At 66.2% G+C, this 19705-nt stretch carries 18 protein-coding genes; 5 read left to right on the plus strand and 13 right to left on the minus strand.

Going from position 1 to position 19705, the window contains the following annotated elements; all coding sequences use genetic code 11:
- Positions 1–286 precede the first annotated feature (286 nt).
- The gene (locus ACSQ12_RS19340; protein ID WP_436065424.1) at positions 287–613 is read left to right on the plus strand and encodes a helix-turn-helix domain-containing protein; all 327 of its coding nucleotides are present in this window, start codon (positions 287–289) and stop codon (positions 611–613) included.
- A complete protein-coding gene (locus ACSQ12_RS19345) occupies positions 610–1464 on the plus strand; it encodes an IS3 family transposase (protein ID WP_436065425.1) in 855 nt (284 codons plus the stop codon). The genes ACSQ12_RS19340 and ACSQ12_RS19345 overlap by 4 nt, the downstream gene beginning before the upstream one ends.
- 133 nt (positions 1465–1597) lie before the next feature.
- Here the strand turns inward: ACSQ12_RS19345 and ACSQ12_RS19350 are convergent, their stop codons facing one another.
- Positions 1598–2557: a polysaccharide deacetylase family protein gene (locus ACSQ12_RS19350; RefSeq protein WP_209742227.1), complete on the minus strand. Its 960-nt coding sequence runs from the start codon at positions 2555–2557 to the stop codon at positions 1598–1600.
- Between the two features lie 14 nt (positions 2558–2571).
- A complete protein-coding gene (locus ACSQ12_RS19355) occupies positions 2572–4110 on the minus strand; it encodes a purine-cytosine permease family protein (protein ID WP_436066540.1) in 1539 nt (512 codons plus the stop codon).
- Between the two features lie 108 nt (positions 4111–4218).
- On the opposite strand from ACSQ12_RS19355, the gene ACSQ12_RS19360 reads away from it, so the two are divergent.
- Entirely contained in the window at positions 4219–5826 is a 1608-nt protein-coding gene (locus ACSQ12_RS19360; protein ID WP_436066541.1) for a PucR family transcriptional regulator, read from the plus strand.
- Between the two features lie 211 nt (positions 5827–6037).
- Here the strand turns inward: ACSQ12_RS19360 and purU are convergent, their stop codons facing one another.
- Genes purU through glyA form a run of 7 tightly spaced genes read right to left on the minus strand, consistent with a single transcriptional unit; the run spans position 6038 to position 14915 of the window.
- Positions 6038–6949: a formyltetrahydrofolate deformylase gene (gene purU / locus ACSQ12_RS19365; protein WP_436066542.1), complete on the minus strand. Its 912-nt coding sequence runs from the start codon at positions 6947–6949 to the stop codon at positions 6038–6040.
- Positions 6950–6952: 3 nt separating this feature from the next.
- Positions 6953–8326 (minus strand): L-serine ammonia-lyase, encoded by a 1374-nt coding sequence (locus ACSQ12_RS19370; RefSeq protein WP_436066543.1) that lies wholly within the window; start codon positions 8324–8326, stop codon positions 6953–6955.
- Positions 8326–8961, minus strand: coding sequence for a sarcosine oxidase subunit gamma (locus ACSQ12_RS19375; protein WP_436066544.1), 636 nt, complete (start codon positions 8959–8961; stop codon positions 8326–8328). The genes ACSQ12_RS19370 and ACSQ12_RS19375 overlap by 1 nt, the downstream gene beginning before the upstream one ends.
- Positions 8954–11905 carry a sarcosine oxidase subunit alpha family protein gene (locus ACSQ12_RS19380; protein WP_436066545.1) on the minus strand — a complete coding sequence of 984 codons (2952 nt, stop codon included), beginning with the start codon at positions 11903–11905 and terminating at the stop codon, positions 8954–8956. Before ACSQ12_RS19380 ends, ACSQ12_RS19375 begins: the two co-directional genes overlap by 8 nt.
- Positions 11902–12324: a sarcosine oxidase subunit delta gene (locus tag ACSQ12_RS19385; protein ID WP_436066546.1), complete on the minus strand. Its 423-nt coding sequence runs from the start codon at positions 12322–12324 to the stop codon at positions 11902–11904. The genes ACSQ12_RS19380 and ACSQ12_RS19385 overlap by 4 nt, the downstream gene beginning before the upstream one ends.
- A gap of 27 nt (positions 12325–12351) precedes the next feature.
- The gene (locus ACSQ12_RS19390; protein WP_209742219.1) at positions 12352–13572 is read right to left on the minus strand and encodes a sarcosine oxidase subunit beta family protein; all 1221 of its coding nucleotides are present in this window, start codon (positions 13570–13572) and stop codon (positions 12352–12354) included.
- Positions 13569–14915 carry a serine hydroxymethyltransferase gene (glyA, locus tag ACSQ12_RS19395; RefSeq protein WP_209742218.1) on the minus strand — a complete coding sequence of 449 codons (1347 nt, stop codon included), beginning with the start codon at positions 14913–14915 and terminating at the stop codon, positions 13569–13571. Before glyA ends, ACSQ12_RS19390 begins: the two co-directional genes overlap by 4 nt.
- A gap of 186 nt (positions 14916–15101) precedes the next feature.
- Between glyA and ACSQ12_RS19400 the strand changes: the two genes are divergently transcribed.
- Positions 15102–15773, plus strand: a complete 672-nt coding sequence (locus ACSQ12_RS19400; RefSeq protein ID WP_436066547.1) for a GntR family transcriptional regulator — start codon at positions 15102–15104, stop codon at positions 15771–15773.
- A gap of 179 nt (positions 15774–15952) precedes the next feature.
- On the opposite strand, the gene ACSQ12_RS19405 is transcribed toward ACSQ12_RS19400, so the two are convergent.
- The 4 genes from ACSQ12_RS19405 to hxlB all read right to left on the minus strand — a co-directional run bounded on the left by ACSQ12_RS19405 (position 15953) and on the right by hxlB (position 18285).
- Positions 15953–16513, minus strand: a complete 561-nt coding sequence (locus ACSQ12_RS19405; protein WP_436066548.1) for a hypothetical protein — start codon at positions 16511–16513, stop codon at positions 15953–15955.
- A 178-nt stretch (positions 16514–16691) separates the two neighbouring features.
- Positions 16692–16832 (minus strand): hypothetical protein, encoded by a 141-nt coding sequence (locus ACSQ12_RS19410; protein WP_354298644.1) that lies wholly within the window; start codon positions 16830–16832, stop codon positions 16692–16694.
- A 163-nt stretch (positions 16833–16995) separates the two neighbouring features.
- Positions 16996–17619: a 3-hexulose-6-phosphate synthase gene (gene hxlA / locus ACSQ12_RS19415; protein ID WP_209742215.1), complete on the minus strand. Its 624-nt coding sequence runs from the start codon at positions 17617–17619 to the stop codon at positions 16996–16998.
- 63 nt (positions 17620–17682) lie between these two features.
- On the minus strand, positions 17683–18285 hold the full coding sequence (gene hxlB / locus ACSQ12_RS19420; RefSeq protein WP_436066549.1) for a 6-phospho-3-hexuloisomerase: 603 nt from the start codon (positions 18283–18285) through the stop codon (positions 17683–17685).
- 135 nt (positions 18286–18420) lie between these two features.
- Here hxlB and ACSQ12_RS19425 point away from each other — a divergent pair, with 135 nt between their 5' ends.
- On the plus strand, positions 18421–19704 hold the full coding sequence (locus tag ACSQ12_RS19425) for a helix-turn-helix transcriptional regulator (RefSeq protein ID WP_436066550.1): 1284 nt from the start codon (positions 18421–18423) through the stop codon (positions 19702–19704).
- The last annotated feature ends 1 nt before the right edge of the window (position 19705 follow it).

Raw genomic sequence — 19705 nt, forward strand, 5'->3', positions numbered from 1 at the left:
CCTGCACGTTCCGGGCGGACGCTCTCTCACTTATCGCAACAAAAGCCGGAACGCTCACTCACCGTGAACTGCTCCCCGGAAGTTGGACTGAGAAATTCAGTTCCGACTTCCGGGGAGCAGTTTTATGCGTGCAAATAGTTTGTTGTCTGAGGTCCAGCGCGAGGCGGCGGTAGCGTGGTTTGAGAAAGGCATCGGGTATCGGGCAGCGGCGCGTTTGCTGGATGCGCCGTGGGTGCCCGTTAGGGCGCTGTATGGGCGGTGGAGGATTCATGGGCAAGGAGTGCTGGTGAGCAAACCGGCGAAGTCGTACTCGTTCGAGTTCAAGCTGGCCTTAGTGGAGCGGTTCCTCGCGGGCGAGGCCGGCCAGGACCTGGCTGTGGAGGCCGGCTTGTCCTCGCGTCAGTTGCTGCAAAAGTGGGTCCGGGCGTATCGCCGTGATGGTGCGGAGGCATTACGTCCCAGGGCCAAAGGCAGGCCCGCGAAGTCCGCAGCTCCACCTCCACCGGCCGAGTTAACCGAACTGGAACGGTTGCGCCGGGAGAACGAACGACTCCGCGCGGAGGTGGCATATCTGGGAAAATTGCGGGCCTTGAGGGCTCAGGAACGACAGTGAAGGTTCAGGCCCTCATTGCCCTCAAGGCTGACTACCCTCTCCCGGTCCTGCTGCCGGTCGCGGGCCTGGCCCGCTCGACGTTCTTCTACCACCAGGCCCGGCTTCGATCTCCAGACCCCAAGGAAGCACTCAAGGCCGCAGTCACGGAGATCTTCACGACAAACCATGGCCGCTACGGCCATCGCCGCATCCACAGCGAGCTAACCAAGCAAGGGTGGGCGGTTGCGAAGAAGACCGTGCTGAAACTGATGCGCTCACTGCAGCTGCTCTGTAAGGTCCGCCGAAGGAAGCGCTATAACTCCTACCAAGGTGAGCAGGGCGCTATTGCCCCGAATCTGCTGAACCGGAAGTTTGATGCTGACGCTCCGAACCAGAAGTGGGTCACGGACGTGACGGAGTTCCGCGTCGGGGACCGGAAGCTCTACCTCTCACCAGTCATGGACCTCTTCGACCGACAGATCATCTCCTATTCCGTTGGCAGCTCGCCGAACCTGGAACTGACCAACAGTTCGCTCCGCAGCGCCCTCGCCCGTCTTGAGCCGGGGCAGCAGCCGCTGGTGCATTCGGACCAAGGCGTCCAATACCAACACGCCTCATGGCGGATCCTTCTCAAAGATGCCGGCGCCGCGCAGTCGATGTCCCGCAAGGGCAACTGCTACGACAACGCCGTCATGGAAAACTTCTTCGGACACCTCAAAGAAGAGCTCTTCCACCACGTCCGCTTCCTCAGCACCGACGCCCTGGCCTCGGCACTTCCCGAGTACATCCGCTGGTACAACAACGAAAGAATCTCCACAAGGCTCAAGGGCCTGAGCCCGGTGCAATACCGAGCCCAGACCCTTGCGGCCTAGAATCCGATTTAGCCAGTCCAACTATCGGGGACCAGTTCACCGCGTGAGAGAGCGTTCCGGCTTTTTCTGTATCGACTGAGAGAGCGTTCCGGCTTTTTCGGTAAGTAGTGAGAGAGCGTTCCGGCGGGTGGGCTCAGGCCGGTTCAGCGGCCAGCGCTGGCTGGCGCACCTGCGCCGGGGTGAAGCGGGCGCCGGCGTCGGGGAATTCCGGAACCTCAATCCGTGCGTGGCTGTGGACTTCGGTGACCGTGTCCCGGGTGTGCTGGGCGATTTTCGCCAGCGTGGTGACCCACATTCCGTCCATGTCCTTGACCCGGCTGATCAGCTGTTCCAGTGCCACGGCTTTCGAAGGCCGGCCGGAGATGAACGGGTGGTTGGTCAGTACGAAGCAGCTCCCGGCCGCATGGTGCGCCTGCGCTTCCAGAGTCCACATTTCCAGGACCTTGGCGGGGCTTTCGATGACGCCGCTGCCGGTGACTCCCGGGTAGAAGGCGTACTGCTCCCAGTCGTCGAGCGCCCAGTCCACCGGAATTTCCACCAGATCCCTGGAATCGCCGTCGGCGACGCTGAAGCGGTACGGTGCATCGCCGTCGAGCAGGCTTGAATCGTAGAGGAAGCCGCGGTCTGCCAGGAGCGCCGGCGAGTGCCAGTTCAGTTCCCACCACGGAGCCCGGTAACCCACCGGCCGTACACCGGCGACCTTGGCCAGCGCTTCCAGCCCGCGGTCGATATACCGCGCCTCGGTGGCCGCATCGATCCCCCGCATGGGTTCGTGCAGGTAGCCGTGGTGTGCGATCTCGTGGCCGGCGTCCACGATCCGGCGCACCACGTCGGGGTAGCTTTCAGCGGTGAATCCGGGAATGAAGAAGGTGGCCTGGATGTCCTGGCGCTGCAGGATCTGCAGCAGCCGGGGCACAGCAACCTTGGGCCCGTAGGACTGGTGCGTCATGAGCGACATCCGGCGCGTGCTGGTGGGATCGTGGGCGATGGTGCAGGACTCCGCGTCCACATCGAACGTGAAGGACGCGGCCGCCCGGTAACCTTCGGGCCAGGTGATGGGATGGGCGGAGTCCGGGAGAGCGGGGAATTCCATGGTCCGAATCCTTTCTACAGCGAAACTGGGGTGGTTGACGGGCGGGCTGCAGCGTCCGGGACGGTCGTCTCCGGGACCGTTACCGGGACCGGCTCAGAGGCGGCGCCAGCCAGAAACTTCCGGTGGACCCGGGGGCCAAGAACTGCGTAGCACGCTGCGCTGCTGACGCCGCCGGCGAGCCAGGACAGGTCCCAGCCGCCCAGTGCCACTGCGATGGGGCCCTGCATTGCAGGAACCAGGCCGTACATGAACAGCCAGGTGGCGAAAATGCCGACCAGGAGGGACACGACGCCCGCCCAGTTGACTCCGGGGAGCCGCTTAGTGCCCACGCCGTCGAACAACCGCGAGGCCTCGCCGGGCCAGCGCTTCTCGATCCAGAAGAAATGCACCAGCATGACGCCGCCCCAGGCGGCCACCCACGCCACGAGACCGATCAGCCAGGCGTCCAGGACGGAGGCGAAGTCCTCCTGGAAGATGAAGAATACGACGGCGATGAGCGAGAAGACGCCGACGAACAGGTTGAGCTTGCGGCGGCTGATGGTGATGTCGAGGGCCTGCGTCGCGACCGAGAAAGTGTAGATGTTCAGGATGTTGGTGGCGATGGGTCCGTGCAGGACCATCAGGAGCACCGGAAGCGCGAGGACCCCGAAGTTTTGCACAATGAGTTTTCCGGGGTCGATCTCGCCGCTGTTGGTTGCGAGGCTGGCGCCCAGGACTCCGAGCCAGACGACGGGGATGAACTGCCCCAGCACTGATGCCAGGTAGACCTTGCGCTTCGGCACCTCGGTGCTCACAAAGCGGGAGTAGTCGGCGGCATAGGTGAACCAGGTGATTCCCCAGCCGATGCCGATGGCCGTCATAACGGCGCTCATGGCAGCGATCCGGTCCGAGCCTTCGAGGATGTTGCCGGCGGGCCCCGCGTAGGACCAATTGATTTTCATACCGAACCAGGCGACGGCGGACATCACGGCGAGGATGATGATGGTGGGCGGCACGGTCCACTTTTCAAAAGCCGCAATGGCCTTGTAGCCGAACCAGGCGATGGCAACCTGCGCGGCCATGATGGCGGTGGCGACGCCGATCTTCCAGGCGTAGTTGTGGGCCGTCGGGTCCACCCAGCCGAGGGTGCCGAAGAGTGCCATCACAAGATCCAGGATGATCCAGGTGTTGACGGCGCACCAGCCGATGACCAGCAGCGCCTGGATGGCGGCGGGAAGGTAGTTTCCGCGCCGGCCGAATGCCGCACGGGCCAGCACCATGCCGGTTGCACCGGTCTTCTGGCCCAGCAGTACGAAGCAGCCGAACAGGAGCATGCCGATCAGGTTCCCCAAAACCAGAACGGTGACGGTGTCGGCGAAGCCAAGTCCGAGGTGGATGCCCAGGGCGCCGAGCACCCAGTTGATGGGCGCCAGGTTGGCTCCCGCCCAGATCCAGAACTGTCCGGAAACCTTCCGGGTCCGCTGTGATTCGGGGATGGGCTGAAGCCACGCTTCGACGTCTTCGCCGGCTGCGGGCACGTGGCCGGCCGGGACTGCAGTGGAGTTGTTTTGCATGTGGGGCCTCCGTCGGAGAAAGGGGATACAGCCAGAGTATGTGCCGCAGACCACAGGCAACAAGATACGATATGTACATCAAAAGACCCATTTGCATGACGGAGCGTAATGCCAATAAAGCTCAGTGAGATCCTGAAACATGCCACCCTCACAGCCGCCGATCCCGTGATCCGCGCCGGTGCTGGCGCCGTGGCGGGTACGCAGCTGCGATGGGTGCACTCCAGTGAAGTCTTGGACATCGCGCCGTTACTTAGCGGCGGCGAGCTGCTTCTTACCGGCGGCGATGCGCTGGTTACTGCCTCGGACGCCCGCCGGGTGGAGTATGTTCGGCAGCTGGCAGAGCGCGGGGTCGGTGCGCTGGCGGTGGAAACGGGCCAGCGGCTCGCTTCACTGCCGTCGTCGATGATCCAGGCGGCGGAAACCGCCGGGCTTCCCCTTATTGAATTCCGCAAGGTGGTGCCGTTCGTGGGCATCATGCAGGCGATCAACTCGATGCTCGTCAGTGAATCCGTGGCCCATCTGCGCCGCGCGGATGAGGCCAGCCACGCCATGGCCGTTGAGCTGGCCCACGGGAGCAGCCTGGACCAGATCCTCGCCGTGCTGGCCGGAATCATCGATGCGACGCTGGAGCTCTCGTCGGTGTCCGGCGTGACGCTGGGCAACGCCGGGCCGGATGACGCCGGCACGCGTCCGGCTGACGGCGCCGATTCCCAGCCGGAGGAGGGCCCCGAGTCCGGCACCGGCTCCCCGGCAGAGCCCGGACGCACGGCAGGGCCGGGCAGCGGCGGCACGTTGATCAGCATTGATGTGCCGGTCCGCGGCGTGCCCTCCGCGAGGTTGCTCATCAACGTACCGGCCGACGGCGACGTCAACCTCGCGCGCGTTGCCGGCGGTCGCTGCGTGGACATCCTGTCGCTCGCGCTGCTGCAGCGGATGCCGCCTGGGCTGAAAGAAGTGGCCGGAACGGCGCTGCTGCGTGCCGTCAGTTCCGGCAGCCAGCCCTGGCGGCTTCAGCAACTCTCCCCCGCCGCAGGGATCCTTCCCTCTGCGACGGTTGTCGCCGTCGTCGTCCGGTCCTCCACCTCGCAGCAGCTGCGGGCTGCCATGGACAATATCCTCAAGCGGTCGGCGCAGCAAAGCGCCAGCTATGTGGACAATGCCGAGCTCCTGGCGCTTGCCGCCCTCCCTTTTGACGGGGCGGCGGCCGCGCGGGCCCGGCTCGTGGCGGCACTCAGGGAGCTCCCGGTCGAGGCGGGAACCATGACGGCGGTGGGTCCGCTGGCAGCCGGGATCGAACACGCGCCGTGGTCGCTGTCGGAGGCGAAAAGCGCCCTGGATCTCGCCGTGAACGGCTCGCTTCGGTCGGCGGCCCGGCCGGCGTCGGACGCGGAAGGCGTGGTGATCGACGTCGAAGACTTGGCGGTGGAGCGCCTGGCGGTGCAGCATCTGGACCAGGGCACACGGCAGGATTTCGTCCGCCAGCAGGTGGGGCCCTTGCTGGATCACGACGCGCGGCGCAACTCCCAGCTGCTCGCAACCCTGGCAACCTGGCTGGACTCGGGTTGCAACACTGCGCAGGCCGCCCGCGAACTGCATGTTGAGCGGCAGTCGATGCATCACCGCTTGCAACGGATCTTTGAGTTGTGCGGCGGGGATCCGCGCGGAACCGGCCGGCTCGCCGCGCTGCACCTCGCCACCCGGCTGGCCGCGCTGTAGCAAGAGACCAGCGCGTGAACGGACGCTCTCTCACTTAACGCAAGAAAAACCGCGATGCTCTCTCACTTTCCTGGAGAAAGTGAGAGAGCGTCGCGGTGAAACTGACCGGAAGTGAGAGAGCGTCGCGGTGAAACTGACCGGAAGTGAGAGAGCGTCGCGGTGAGACCGACCGGAAGTGAGAGAGCGTCGCGGGTTGCGGAGGGGGCGGGGCCTAGCGGAGCACCACGGTCCTGTTGCCGTGCAGGATCACCCGGCCCTCACAGTGCCAGCGCACCGCGTTAGACAACGCCTTGCACTCGGTGTCGCGGCCGGCGGCCACCAGGTCTTCCGGGCCGTAGGTGTGGTCCACCTCCACCACCTGCTGGGCGATGATGGGTCCCTCATCCAGCTCGCCGTTGACGTAGTGCGCCGTGGCACCCACCGTTTTCACACCGCGGGCGTAGGCCTGGTGGTACGGCTTGGCGCCCTTGAAACTGGGCAGGAACGAGTGGTGGATGTTGATGGCACGCCCGTCCAGCTTGCGGGTGAGCCCGTCGCTGAGGACCTGCATGTAGCGGGCCAGCACCACCAGTTCCACGTCGAACTCGTCCACCAGTTCCAGCAGCCGTGCCTCGGCCTCGGGCTTGGTGGCGGCGGTGACGGGCACGTGGAAGAACGGGATTCCGTGCCATTCCACCAGCGCCTGGTGGTCGGTGTGGTTGGACACCACCGCCACCACGTCCACCGGCAGCTCGCCGATCCTGGCACGGAACAGCAGGTCGTTAAGGCAATGCCCGAACTTGGACACCATGATCAGCACGCGGCGCTTTGAACCGTGCGGCTCCAGCCGCCAGCTCATCCCGAAACGTTCAGCCACAGGGGCAAAAGCGGTCCGCAGGGTCTCCGCGGTGGAGGCATCGCCGTCGGACGCAAAGTGCACCCGCATGAAAAAGTGCCCTTCGGAGCGTTCACCGAACTGCTGGTTGTCGATGATGTCGCAGCCGTGTTCCAGCAGGAAGCCGGAGACGGCGTGCACGATGCCCGGCGACTCGTTGCAGTCGAGCGTCAGGACATGCTCCACGGTGGTCACGGCCGGCTCCGCGACGGACGGGCCCGTGGAGGTTTCAGTCTCGATGGCAGTCATGGCTCAGCACTCGATCACATTCACGGCGAGGCCTCCTCGGGAGGTTTCCTTGTACTTGGTTTTCATGTCGGCTCCTGTCTCGCGCATCGTTTTGATGGCTTTGTCGAGGGACACCTTGTGGCTGCCGTCCCCGTGCAGGGCAAGGCGGGCGGCGTTGATGGCCTTCACGCTGGCAATGGCGTTGCGTTCGATGCACGGGATCTGCACCAGGCCGCCCACGGGGTCGCAGGTCAGGCCCAGGTTGTGTTCGATTCCCACCTCGGCGGCGTTTTCCACCTGTTCCGGCGTGCCGCCCAGCACCTCGCACAGTCCGGCGGCCGCCATGGAGCAGGCCGAGCCCACCTCGCCCTGGCAGCCGACTTCCGCGCCGGAGATGGAGGCGTTGATCTTGAAAAGAATCCCGACGGCGGCCGCCGCCAGCAGGAAGCGGACCACACCGTCGTCGTCGGCTCCTGGGACAAACTTGGTGTAGTAGTGCAGCACCGCCGGCACAATTCCGGCCGCGCCGTTGGTGGGGGCGGTGACGATCCGCCCGCCGGCGGCATTTTCCTCGTTGACGGCAAGGGCGAAGAGGTTCACCCACTCCATCGCCCGGAGCGGATCGGTGACGCCGGTGTCCGCGGTCAGGGTCTTGAACAACGACGGCGCCCGGCGCCTGACGTTCAGCCCGCCGGGAAGGATCCCTTCCGCGGCGCAGCCGTTGTCCACGCATTCGCGCATGACAGCCCAGAGTTTCAGCAGCTCCTCGCGGAGTTCCGCTTCGCTGCGCCACACGAGTTCGTTGGCGAGCATAACGTCGGAGATGGACATTCCCTCGCGGCGGCAGATCTCCAGGAGTTCGTCGGCCGTGGTGAAAGGGTACGGCAGCGGCGTGTCGTCCGCCACCACTTTGTCTCCGGCGTCGGCGTCGCCGTCAACAACGAAACCGCCGCCAATGGAGTAGAAGCTCCGTTCACTGAGCACGGCGCCGGTGTGGTCCAGCGCGCGGAACGTCATTCCGTTGGGGTGGGCGGGCAGGGATTTGCGGCGGTGCAGCACCACGTCCTCGTCCCAGTTGAAATCCACCCGGTGGTCCCCGCCGATCCGGAGTTCGGCGTCGAGCGCGGCGGCGGCCACCTGGTCGTCCGCGGTGGAGGTGTCCACCGTTTCCGGGTCCAGGCCCTGGAGGCCCAGGACCACGGCTTTGTCGGAGCCGTGGCCCCTGCCGGTGGCGCCGAGCGATCCGAACAGTTCCGCCTGGACCCGGACGGTGGCGCTCATGTGGCCGTCACCTTTGAGCCCGTCGGCGAACAGTTTCGCCGCCCGCATCGGGCCGACCGTGTGTGACGACGACGGCCCGATGCCAACGGAGAAGAGGTCCAGGGCGCTCAGCGCCATCAGGGCACCTCGGGAGAGGCGTATTCCCTCATGGCGTCCAGGAGCCAGCGGCCCAGGAAGTCCGCGAACGAAGCCCGCGGGAACAGCCGGAAGCTGTCCTCGCCGTTCTTCAGCAGGACCACCGGGATGTTGCCCACCTCGGTGTTCAGGGCAGTTCCCGGGGTGATGCTGCGCGGGTGCAGGTCCAGGGCGCAGCCCTTCTCCAGGACTGCCCGTGCACGCGGGCCGGAGAGCTCGAACGTGGTGCGGTTGGCGGAGAGGTCCACCACCTGGCCGGGAGCGTCGCCGAGGGCTGCCGTGAGGGAGCCGATCAGGTCCCCGCCGAGGGAGTCGTGGGCGTCTTCCGGTGCCACCACCAGGAACTCGGACGGGCCGAGCCACAGGACGCTGATGCTGTCCGAGCCGGCCACTTCGCCGCACCGTGCGGGCAGGCCGCCGGCAACGGACGCGATCCGTGAGCCCTGCTCAGAGCGGGGGTCAACGCGGATCCCCGCCATGGTCTGGAACGGGCCTTCCTTGAGGACAACCGTTCCCGCCACGGAGCCGGCCTCCAGCGCTTCGGCCAGGTGGGAGGCAGGGCTGCGGCGGATGTCCCGGAGTCCATTGATGCCTTCGAGTGCTGCTGTGTTAGCCATCTTTGCGGGTCCCTTCGGGGTCAAAAAGTACGGTTTCTGCGACAACCACGTCAACCAGCTGGTCGCCGGCGGCGGCCACGAGGGTCTCGCCGATGCGGTTGCGGCCATTCTTGATCAGGGCCAGCCCGAACGACCTGCCCAGTGCGGCGCTGTGGTAGCTCGAGGTCACGAAGCCCTGCATCGGGACGGGGCCATAGGCGGGGTTGGTGGAGATGCCCTTTTCCACGAGCTGGGTGCCTTCCGGCAGCCGCAGCGTTCCGTCCACGGGGAGGACGCTGACCAGGTGCTTGCGGTCCTCGCGCTTGGCATCGGCACGGGCGTAGGAGCGCTTGCCGATGAACTCCTTGGCCTTGGAGACCACCCATTCCATCCCGGCATCCTGCGGGGTGACGGTGCCGTCGGTGTCCTGGCCGACGATCGGGTAGCCCTTTTCGGCGCGGAGCACGTGCATGGTTTCGGTGCCGTACGGGGTGATGTTGAATTCGGCCCCGGCGGCGGCCACGGCTTCCCAGGTGTTCAGCCCGTACCAGGACGGCACGTTGATTTCGTAGGCCAGTTCGCCGGAGAACGAGATCCGGCAAATCCGGGCCTGCACACCGGAGGCGAGGGTGGTTTCGCGAAACGTCATGAACGGGAAGGCTTCCGCCTCCAGCCCGCCGCCGGCGGCGAGTTCCGGTGCCACCTTGGCGATCACCGCGCGGGATTTGGGTCCGACGACGGCAATGGTGCTCCACTGTTCGGTCACCGAGGTGCAGTGCACGTCCAGTTCAGGCCATTCGGTCTGCAGCCATTCCTCCAGCCAGTCCAGCACCTTCGCGGCGCCGCCGGTGGTGGTGGTCATGAAGAACCGGTCCTCGTCGAGGCGCAGGGTCACGCCGTCGTCGAAAATCATGCCGTCCGCCATGCACATCACGCCGTAGCGGGCGGAGCCCGGGGCGAGCTTCTTGAAGGCGTTGGTGTAGATCCGGTTGAGGAACTCACCGGCGTCCTTGCCCCGGATCTCGATCTTGCCGAGCGTGGTGGCGTCCATGAAGCCCACGGAATCACGGACGGCGGCGCACTCGCGCAGCACGGCGGCGTCCATGTCCTCACCGGCCTGCGGGTAGTACCAGGGACGCTTCCACTGCCCCACGTCCTCGAACAGTGCGCCCTTGGCAACGTGCCACGGATGGATCGAGGTGACGCGGGCAGGGTCGAACAGCTCGCCGCGCTGGCGTCCGGCCAGTGCCGCGAAGGCCACGGGGGTGAACGGGGCGCGGTAGGTGGTGGTGCCGATGTCGCCGATGCCCCGGGAGGCTTCGCCGGCGGTGCGGAGTGCCGCGGCGATCACGCCGATGGCGTTGACGCCGGAGGTCTTGCCCTGGTCGTTGGCGGTGCTGATGGAGGTGTAGCGCTTGATGTGCTCCACGGACCGCATGCCGGCGCCGGTGGACCGCAGCACGTCAGCCACGGACTGGTCGCGCTGGAAGTCAACGAAGTGGTGGTGCCAGTCATCCGGCGTGCCTTCCTGGCCCGGTACCAGCCACAGCTGGCGGGTGGGGGCGGACGCCTTGGGCTCGCCGATGACGGAAGGTTCGACGGCGGCACTGAAGCCGGCGGCGATGGCCGCCGACGCTCCGGCGGAGATGCCTTCGGCGAGGCAGTCCTCGAGTTCGAAGCTGCCGCGGCCGGAGCCGATGGTCTGCTGGTTCGGGACCACGGTGCTCGGCACGAATGCCGCCAGGTCATCGTCCCAGCGCAGCTTTCCCTGCCGTTGCGAGTGGAGGTGGACCAGCGGGCTCCAGCCGCCTGAGACTGCCAGCAGGTCGCAGGCGATCTCTTCGATGCCGGAGGTGAGTTCGCCGTCGTCGTTGATGCTGCGGACGGTGACGCCGGTCAGCCGGCCGTCCGCTGTGCCTTCTCCAGAGGAGGTGTTGGCCACCGCACTGCCGATCAGTACCCTGGTGCCGGACTCGACGGCGGCGGCTGCCACCTCCGTGAGGCGGGGACGGGCGTCCACGACGGCGGCGACCTTGACGCCGGCAGCCCGCAGGTCCGAGGCCAGGGCGTAGGCGCTGTCGTTGGTGGTGCTGATGACGACGCGCTGCCCGGCGGCCACGGCGTAGCGGTTGAGGTAGCTGCGGACGGCCGAGGCGAGCATGATGCCGGGGCGGTCGTTGTTCTCGAACACCAGCGGGCGTTCGTGGGCGCCGGGCGCAACCACCACCTGGTTGGCACGGATGTGCCAAATCCGCTGCCGGGATACGCCGGGGGCGGCCGGGCTGGAGAGGTGGTCGGTGCGGTTCTGGACGGCGACGACGTAGTTGGCATCGTAGGCGCCGAAGGCCGTGGTGCGGTTCAGGACGGTGCACTCGGCTGCGGAGACGAGCTCGGCTTCCACGTCAGCCACCCATTCCAGGGCCGGCTTGCCTTCGATGGTCTCAGCGAGCTCCGGTGCGGTGGAACCGGACAGGAGCGTGCCGCCCAGTTCGGGCTGGTCGTCCAGCAGCATCACGCGGGCGCCGGTGCGGACGGCCTCGCGGGCCGCGGCCAGGCCGGCGGGGCCCCCGCCGATCACCAGGACGTCGGTGTGAACGAACTTCTTGTCGTACTCGGCGCGGTCCTCCTCGGGATCGAGGCGGCCCAGGCCGTTGAGCAGGTCCGCCTTCAGGCCGTCCACCAGGGTGACGGTGGTGGCGGGGAGCATGGACTCGGCCACGTGGCCCGGGAACCGTGCTTCGACCCGCACCAGCGCGTTGGATTCCTCCACGCCGGCGGACATGATGCCGCGGGGGCGGTCCTCGTACAGCGAGTTGCCGGCGGCGATCCGGCCGTTGGCGAGCAGCGCCGAGGCCAGCGTGTCGCCGGGGTGGCCGGTGAATTCCTCGCCGTCCACGGTGAAACGCCAGGAGATGCTGCGGTCGATGCGTCCGCCGGCCGCGAGGCGGGCGTTCTGGGAAGTCACTTGGTTGCTCCTTCCGGGGCGGTGGTGCCAGGGGTGGTGCTGGTTGCTGAAATGCTGGTTGCAGAGGTGCTGGGCGCCGTGTCCCCCGTAGTGGTGCTGTCAGCGGCGGTGCTGGCAGTGCCGGTGTCAGCGACGGCCGGGACGGACACGTCCGGCCGGGGCGAACCCATCGGGTAGACGGCCTGGATGTCGTAGCTGACGGTGTCGCGGAGCATGTTGAACCACTGGCGGCAGCCGGTGCTGTGGAGCCAGCGCTCAGCGAACGTGCCCTTGGTGTTGTCGCGGTAGAACAGGAACTCGGCCCATTCACGGTCGTTCATGTCGTTCGGGTTCTCCGGGTACGGCACGTGGGCCTGGCCGCCGTAGTGGAACTCGGTCTCGTCGCGCGAGCCGCAGTTGGGGCATGAGATAAGCAGCATGTGCGTCTTCTTTCTATGGGACGGCGGCTAGTGGGCGACGGCGGCTGCGCCGTGTTCGTCGATCAGGGCGCCGGTTTCGAAGCGTTCCAGCGCAAACGGCTTGTTCAGCTTGTGCGGAGTGCCCGTGGCGATGGTGTGCGCGAACGTGAGTCCGGCAGCCGGGGTGGCCTTGAAGCCGCCGGTGCCCCAGCCACAGTTCACGAACATGTTCTCCACCGGGGTGGTGCCCACGATCGGCGAGGCATCCAGCGTGGTGTCCACAATTCCGCCCCAGGTCCGGAGCACGTGGGCCCGGGCAAAGATGGGGAACAGTTCGACGGCGGCGGCCATCTGGTTCTCGATCACATGGAAGGAGCCGCGCTGGCCGTAGCCGTTGTAGGAGTCGACGCCGGCGCCCATGACCAGTTCGCCCTTGTGGGCCTGGGAAACATAGACGTGCACGTGGTTGGACATCACCACGGTGGGGTGGACCGGTTCGTGCAGTTCGGAGACCAAGGCCTGGAGCGGGTGGGACTGGATGGGGAGCCGGAAGCCGGCCATTTCCGCCAGGACCGAGCTGTGGCCGGCAGCGCACAGGCCCACCTTTTCGGTGTTGATGGTGCCGCGGTTGGTCTTGACGCCCACCACGCGGTCGCCGTCCTTGAGGAAGCCGGTGACTTCGCAGTTCTGGATGATGTCCACGCCCAGTTCGTCGCACTTGCGGGCGAAGGCCCAGGCCACGTGGTCGTGCTTGGCGATGCCGGCACGCGGCTGGTACGTGGCGCCCATGACCGGGTAGCGGATGTTGTCGCTGATGTTGAGGATCGGGCAGAGTTCCTTGACCTGGTCCGGTTCCAGCCATTCAGCATCCACGCCGTTGAGCTTGTTCGCTCCCACGCGGCGGATGCTTTCGCGGACGTCGCCGAGGGTGTGGGCGAGGTTCATGACGCCGCGCTGGCTGAAGAGGAAGTCGTATTCGAGCTCCTCCGGCAGGATCTCCCAGAGCTTCAGGGCGTGCTCGTAGATGGCAGCGCTCTCGTCCCAGAGGTAGTTGGACCGGATGATGGTGGTGTTGCGTGCCATGTTGCCGCCGGCCAGCCAGCCCTTTTCGAGGACCGCGATGTTGGTCATGCCGTGGTTCTTGGCCAGGAAGTAGGCCGTGGCCAGGCCGTGCCCGCCGCCGCCCACAATCACGGCGTCGTAGGAGGACTTGGGCTCCGGGTTGCGCCAGAGGAAATCCGGGTGCTCGGGGAGCTGTTGGGTGCTCACTGGGCTGCTCCAATCATGTCTGATTCGAACGCGGCGATCTCGCCGCCGTCGTTCTGGGAAAGATGCGGGTAAAGGGGGAACTGTTCGGCGAGGGCGGTCACCCGGGCTCGGAGTTCGACGACGGTTTGGTCACCAATGGTGCCGTTGGCAGCCGAGGCGATGAGCGCCGTCGCGATGATGTCCGCAACCTCGGTAAATTCCGCGGCGCCGAAGCCGCGGGTGGCCAGGGCGGGCGTTCCGATCCGGAGGCCGGAGGAAACCATCGGCGGGCGGGGGTCGAACGGTACGGCGTTGCGGTTGACCGTGATGCCGATCCGGTGCAGGGCGTCTTCGGCCTGCTGGCCGTCGAGTTCGGAGTTGCGGAGGTCCACGAGGACCAGGTGCACGTCGGTGCCGCCGTTCACCACGGAGATGCCGGCCGCGGCGACGTCGTCGCGGAGGAGCCGTTCGGCCAGCAGCTTGGATCCCTGCAGGACGCGTTCCTGGCGTTCCTTGAATTCCGGGGTTCCGGCGAGCTTGAAGGCCACGGCCTTGGCTGCGATGACATGCTCCAGCGGGCCGCCCTGCTGGCCGGGGAACACGGCGCTGTTGATCTTGCGGGCGTATTCCTCCTTGGCCAGGATGACGCCGCCGCGGGGACCGCCGAGGGTTTTGTGCGTGGTGGTGGTGACGACGTCGGCATACGGCACCGGATTGGGGTGCAGCCCTGCTGCCACCAGGCCGGCGAAGTGCGCCATGTCCACCATCAGGTACGCGTCCACGAGGTCGGCGATGCGGCGGAACTCGGCGAAATCGAGCTGGCGGGAGTAGGCGGACCAGCCGGCGACGATCAGCCGCGGGCGGTGCTCCAGGGCCAGCGCTTCGACCTCGGCCATATCGATCCGGAGGTCCGATTCACGCACGTGGTACGGGACCACGTTATATAGCTTGCCGGAGAAATTGATCCGCATGCCGTGGGTCAGGTGGCCGCCGTGGGCAAGGTCCAGTCCCATGATGGTGTCACCCGGGTTCAGCAGCGCGAACATGGCGGCGGCGTTGGCCTGGGCGCCGGAATGCGGCTGGACGTTGGCGAACTCGGCGCCGAACAGGGCCTTCACCCGGTCAATGGCCAGCTGCTCGATCACGTCAACGTGCTCGCAGCCGCCGTAGTAGCGCTTGCCCGGGTAGCCCTCGGCGTACTTGTTGGTCAGCACCGACCCCTGTGCCTCCATGACTGCGGACGGGGCGAAATTCTCCGAGGCGATCATTTCCAGCGTCGACTGCTGGCGGCCCAGCTCATTGGCGATGGCCTGCTGGACCTCGGGATCGACTGCGGAAAGTCGCTCGTTCAACTGCTCAACCACGGATGCTCCTTTGAAATACCACTATTGCTATGACTGATATATCAGTGTGAGGTCAATGGTATGATTGGGATCACAGGAGAGTCAATAGCGGGAAGCAAAGTGGCACTGAGCTTCCGGTTGGAACCCGATCGCTCAGTGCTGAAGCTGAGTGGTGAAGAACTGAGTAGCGATGAACGGAGCGGCACCTTGAATGCACTTCCTGCCCTGCCACCCGCCGAGGACGAAGTCCTGTCCCAGGCGGAGGCCGCCTACCGGCAGCTGCGCGACAAACTGATCATGCTGGAGATCCGGCCGGGCGAACCCATCAATGATGGCCAGCTGGCGGCCGAGCTCGGGTTTGGCCGCACCCCTGTGCGCGAGGCGATCAAGCGGCTGGAGTTGGACCACCTGGTGGTGTCCTATCCGCGCCGGGGAACTTTTGCCACCACCGTGGACTTCACGGAACTGGCCGACGTCTCCGAGGTCCGGGAGCTGCTGGAGCCGCTGGCGGCGCGTAGTGCTGCCACGAGGGCAAACGCCGCCATGCGCCGCGAGCTGCTGGACGTTGCCACGATCATCGCGGAGCTTGATCCGAGCCCTGCCGAGTCCCGCGAGCTGATGAAATATGACCTGACGGTGCACCGGCTGATCTACAAAGCGGCAGCCAACCCACACCTGGAAGACACCCTGATCCGCTACGACAACTTGGCCACCCGCATCTGGTGCCTGGTCCTGGACAAGGTTCCTTCGGTGAGCGGCCACATCACCGAGCACGTGGAACTGCTCAAGGCAGTGGCCGCGGGCGACGCCGACAAAGCGGGCGAGCTGGCCCTGCACCACGTCACGAGCTTCGAAGAGACCATCCGCAAGGTCCTCTAAGCAGCACCCCTGCGGACGCTCTCTCACCTTTCGCCATAAAACCCGAGACGCTCTCTCACCTTTCGCCATAAAAACCCGAAACGCTCTCTCACTTTCTTCAAGAAAGTGAGAGAGCGTCTCGTATAAAACAGCAGGAAGTGAGAGAGCGTCCTGCCCTGCTTCCTGCTCTCGCCTGCTTGCTAGTGGCCGCCGCCTCCGATCACTCCTGCTTCCACGGCCTTGGTGACGGCGTCCGCCTCGGCCTGGGTCAGCTTGCCGTCGGTGACAGCCGGGTCAAGCCGCGTCTTGAGTTCGGCCGCCCGTTCGGCCTGGCCGGCCGTGCGGATTTCCTCCAAGGCTGCGGTGACCTTGGATTCCTCGACGCCGAGCGACTCAGCCAGGGCCTTGGCCATCGCCGCGTCCATCGCGGCACGGTCCGGCTTGGTGCCCTCGGCCGGCTTGGTTCCGTCAGTCGGCTTGTTGGCATCCCGGAAAGCCTGAAGCGCCTCGGTCACCTTGGCCTCCTCCACGCCGAGCTTGGTGGCCAGGTCGGCAGCCAGCTGGCCGCGGTCGCCGCCCTTGTGACCGCCGCGCATGCCGCCGTCAGTGGCGGTTGATCCGTCGGTGGACGCTGTGCTCTGGGCCGTTGCGCTTGGGCTCGGGGTTTCGGCCGCCGAGGCCATCCCGGTGACTCCCAGTCCGGCGCCGAGCGCCAGTGCCCCGGCCGTCAGGCCGAGCGTGATTCTCTTCGTGCGTGACATCTGATGTCTCCTCGATCCGCCGCGTGAACGGCTCTTTGGGTAGAACGGCCGGTTTGCACCGTCCTTCACTCAAAGATGCAGCGCCAAGGTAAGGCGCGGCTGTTCGGATCCTGTCGGCAGGCTGTGAATGCGGGCCGGGAGAGCATGTGGATGGTCGAAGGCGTCCGGGCAGGGCGGGTCAGCCGTTCCTCTTCCAGCTCTTCGGCCACTTCACGTTCAGCAGCAGCAGGCCCAGCAGGAGCGAGTCCACTGTCATGATTGCGGCCATAAGGTAGGCCCAGCCGATCATCATGCGTTGTTCACCGCCAACCTGCGGCACGAAGTCTTGGCGGGCATCGATGGTCGCATGACAATCTCCTGACGTGGATCCCCCCAGTCAATCGATAGTCCATCAAGTGTGGCATGGCCGCAGACAGGACGGAACGGCCGGGACTACTCGAATCCTGCCGCGGTCATACACCGAAGAGCGCGCGGAATACTCGTTAGATAATCGCAGCGCGCAGCTGCTTGGCGGCAAGTGCCGGATCCTCTGCACTGTAGATGGATCCTCCGACGACGGCGACGTCCGCACCGGCGCGCTGTACGGCTTCAATGGTGGAGAGGTTTACTCCGCCGGCCACGGAAAACGGCACCCGGGCTTCCTCCCCTGCGCTGAGCAGCACGTTCAGGTTGTAGCCCGGCTTGGCCTGCTCGTCGAGGCCTGCGTGGAACTCGATGAACTTGGCGCCGAGTGCGCGGGCTTCCTTGGCGCGGGTGACTTTGTCCGCGACGCCGATCAGGTCAACAACGATGCCCTTGTTGTGGGCCTTCGCCGCCTTCACCGCTCCGGCAATGGTGGAGTCGTCCGCGCTACCGAGGACGGACACCAGGTCCGCACCGGCGCCGAAGGCGATCTCGGCTTCCAGCTCTCCGGCGTCCATGGTCTTCATGTCCGCGAAGACGATCTTGTCCGGGTGGGCGGTCTTGACGGCGGTCACGGCGGACAGGCCGGCGTTCTTCACCAGCGGGGTGCCGAGCTCGATGATGTCAACGTATTCGGCAACCTTGCCCGCGAGCTCGAGGGCGGCTTCGACGGTCAGGACGTCCATGGCGACTTGCAGTTTCACGTGGTGTCTCTTTTCTGATTGGGGTTCTTGGTTGAGGCGGGGCGGGTGGTAACGGGGTGCGGCCTATTCGAGGTTCGCGTGGCGCCGCCAGAGTTCCTCGGCAGCGGCAGCGTCCTCGTCCCAGAGGCTTTGGAAGACGGCTTCGGTGGTGGTGAACAGCACCTGTTCAAAGAGGCTGCCGGAATACTGCCGCGACACGGCCGAGCCGTGGTCCGTCTTCCGGGCGGCCGGGATAAGTACGACGGCGGCAGCAACTTCCGCGAGCGGGGAACCGGCGTCGGCTGTGTAGACGGCGACCCGTGCGCCCTGGCCGGCCGCGGTTTCCGCCGCCTTGAAGACGCCGGCGGTAGTGCCGGAACCGGAGGCCGCGAGCAGCAGGTCCCCTGGGCCGATGGCCGGGGTGGTGGTCTCACCCACCACGTGCACCGCCAGTCCCAGGTGCATGAGCCGCATGGCCGCCATTTTCAGGACGAGCCCGCTGCGGCCGGCTCCGGTCACGAAGATCCTGCCGGCCAGCCGGAGCTCGGTGACGAGCGCCGCCACCTGATCCGGATCAACGCGTCCGGATACGTCCCTGATTTCGTCCTGGACCAGTTCCCTGTTGCGGCCAAAGGCCCGGGACGCACCGGCCAGGGCTGCCGGATCGGTTTCGGCGATGACGCTCATCAGCTGGTTCCTCCTTCACGAAAGTTGCTACCTGTTCATCCTCACCCGTCCTATAGGTGGTTCCAACGCCATGATTGAACGGTCTTTACTACACAAAGGGATAGGTGGATTCCTGTGGCGCCGTAGACTGGGCAGGTGGAAGCGCCCGATACAGTCCTGCTCGAAGCTGTTGCCGCCCTGTCCACTGCTCCGCTGGCCACCATTGCGCAGCGGCTGCGGGAGGCCACCCTCCCTTATCTGGGAAGCAGCGCCCTGGTCATCTTCACCGAGGACTGCACGGGCCGGCCGCAGAAGAAGGCCGGCGACGAGTCGATCATCAGCCGGGTCTCCATCGCAGAACTGGACCACATCCGGGCGTCGCTCTCCGGCGCAAGCGGGTCAGGCACGGGCGATGCGTGGCAGGGTGACGCCGTGCTCGGCGGCGAAGAGCGCACGGTCCTCGCTTTGTCTTCACCGAGCAACGCCCTGCTGATCCTCGCCGATCCGCAGCGGCTTCCGGACCCCGCCGGGCACGACGTAGCGGACCGCATGCTCCGCTACTTCTGGACGCTGGCAGCGGAGCGGATCAGGGAAAAGGTGGCGGACGCGCCGCCGTCGTACCTCATCGAATCCCGCGCGGCCTCGGCCGAGCGGGTGAGGGTAACGGCGGAACTGGTGGATCACCACTCCACCACTCTCGAAACCCTGCTCGCCGCGCTGCGGTCGCCCGCACTGAGCGACGACGCCGCGCGAAGGTCCGCCACCGACGTCGCCGCCAAGGCGCTCGTGGGACTCCGCACGCTCAGCGACCGCACCACCGACCTCGTGGAGGAACCCGTCGCCACCGCATTCCAGCGGCTGCGCGAGGACCTGAAGCCGCTCATGAACTTCAGCGGCATCGACGTCCAGTTCATCGAGCCGCCCGTCAACGGCCGCGCGCTGCCCGGCGAAGTGGCGCATGCGGCCCGCGCGATCGTCCGCGGGCTGGTCCTTGCCATGGTGGACCAGGCGGGAGTGCGGCGGATCCGAACGCAGTGGGATTGCGACGGCGAGAACCTGCTGGTCAACGTCCGCGACGACGGACCCGGCGAGCGCTCCGGCGCGGCACCCGCCATGGCGCGCCTCGCCCAGCGCGTGGAAGCCCTTGACGGCAGCATGTCCGTGGATGTGATGCCCGGCTGGGGTGCCGACGTCGCCATCTCGCTCCCCCTTGATCCGCCGGCCCGCCCGCTGGCCGACGTTTCCGACTGGAAGCTCGGGGACCGCGAACTTGAGGTGCTCCAACTGCTCTCCGCCGGACAGCGGAACCGGGCCATCGCCGCGAAACTGCACATCAGCGAGAACACAGTGAAGTTCCACCTCCGCAACATCTACCGGAAAGTGGGCGCCACCTCCCGCACCGAAGCGATCGCCATGGCCCACAGCAACGGTGTGCGGTAGA

Origin of the sequence: Arthrobacter sp. LjRoot14 (assembly GCF_964253905.1) — a bacterium.
Taxonomy (GTDB): Bacteria; Actinomycetota; Actinomycetes; order Actinomycetales; family Micrococcaceae; genus Arthrobacter.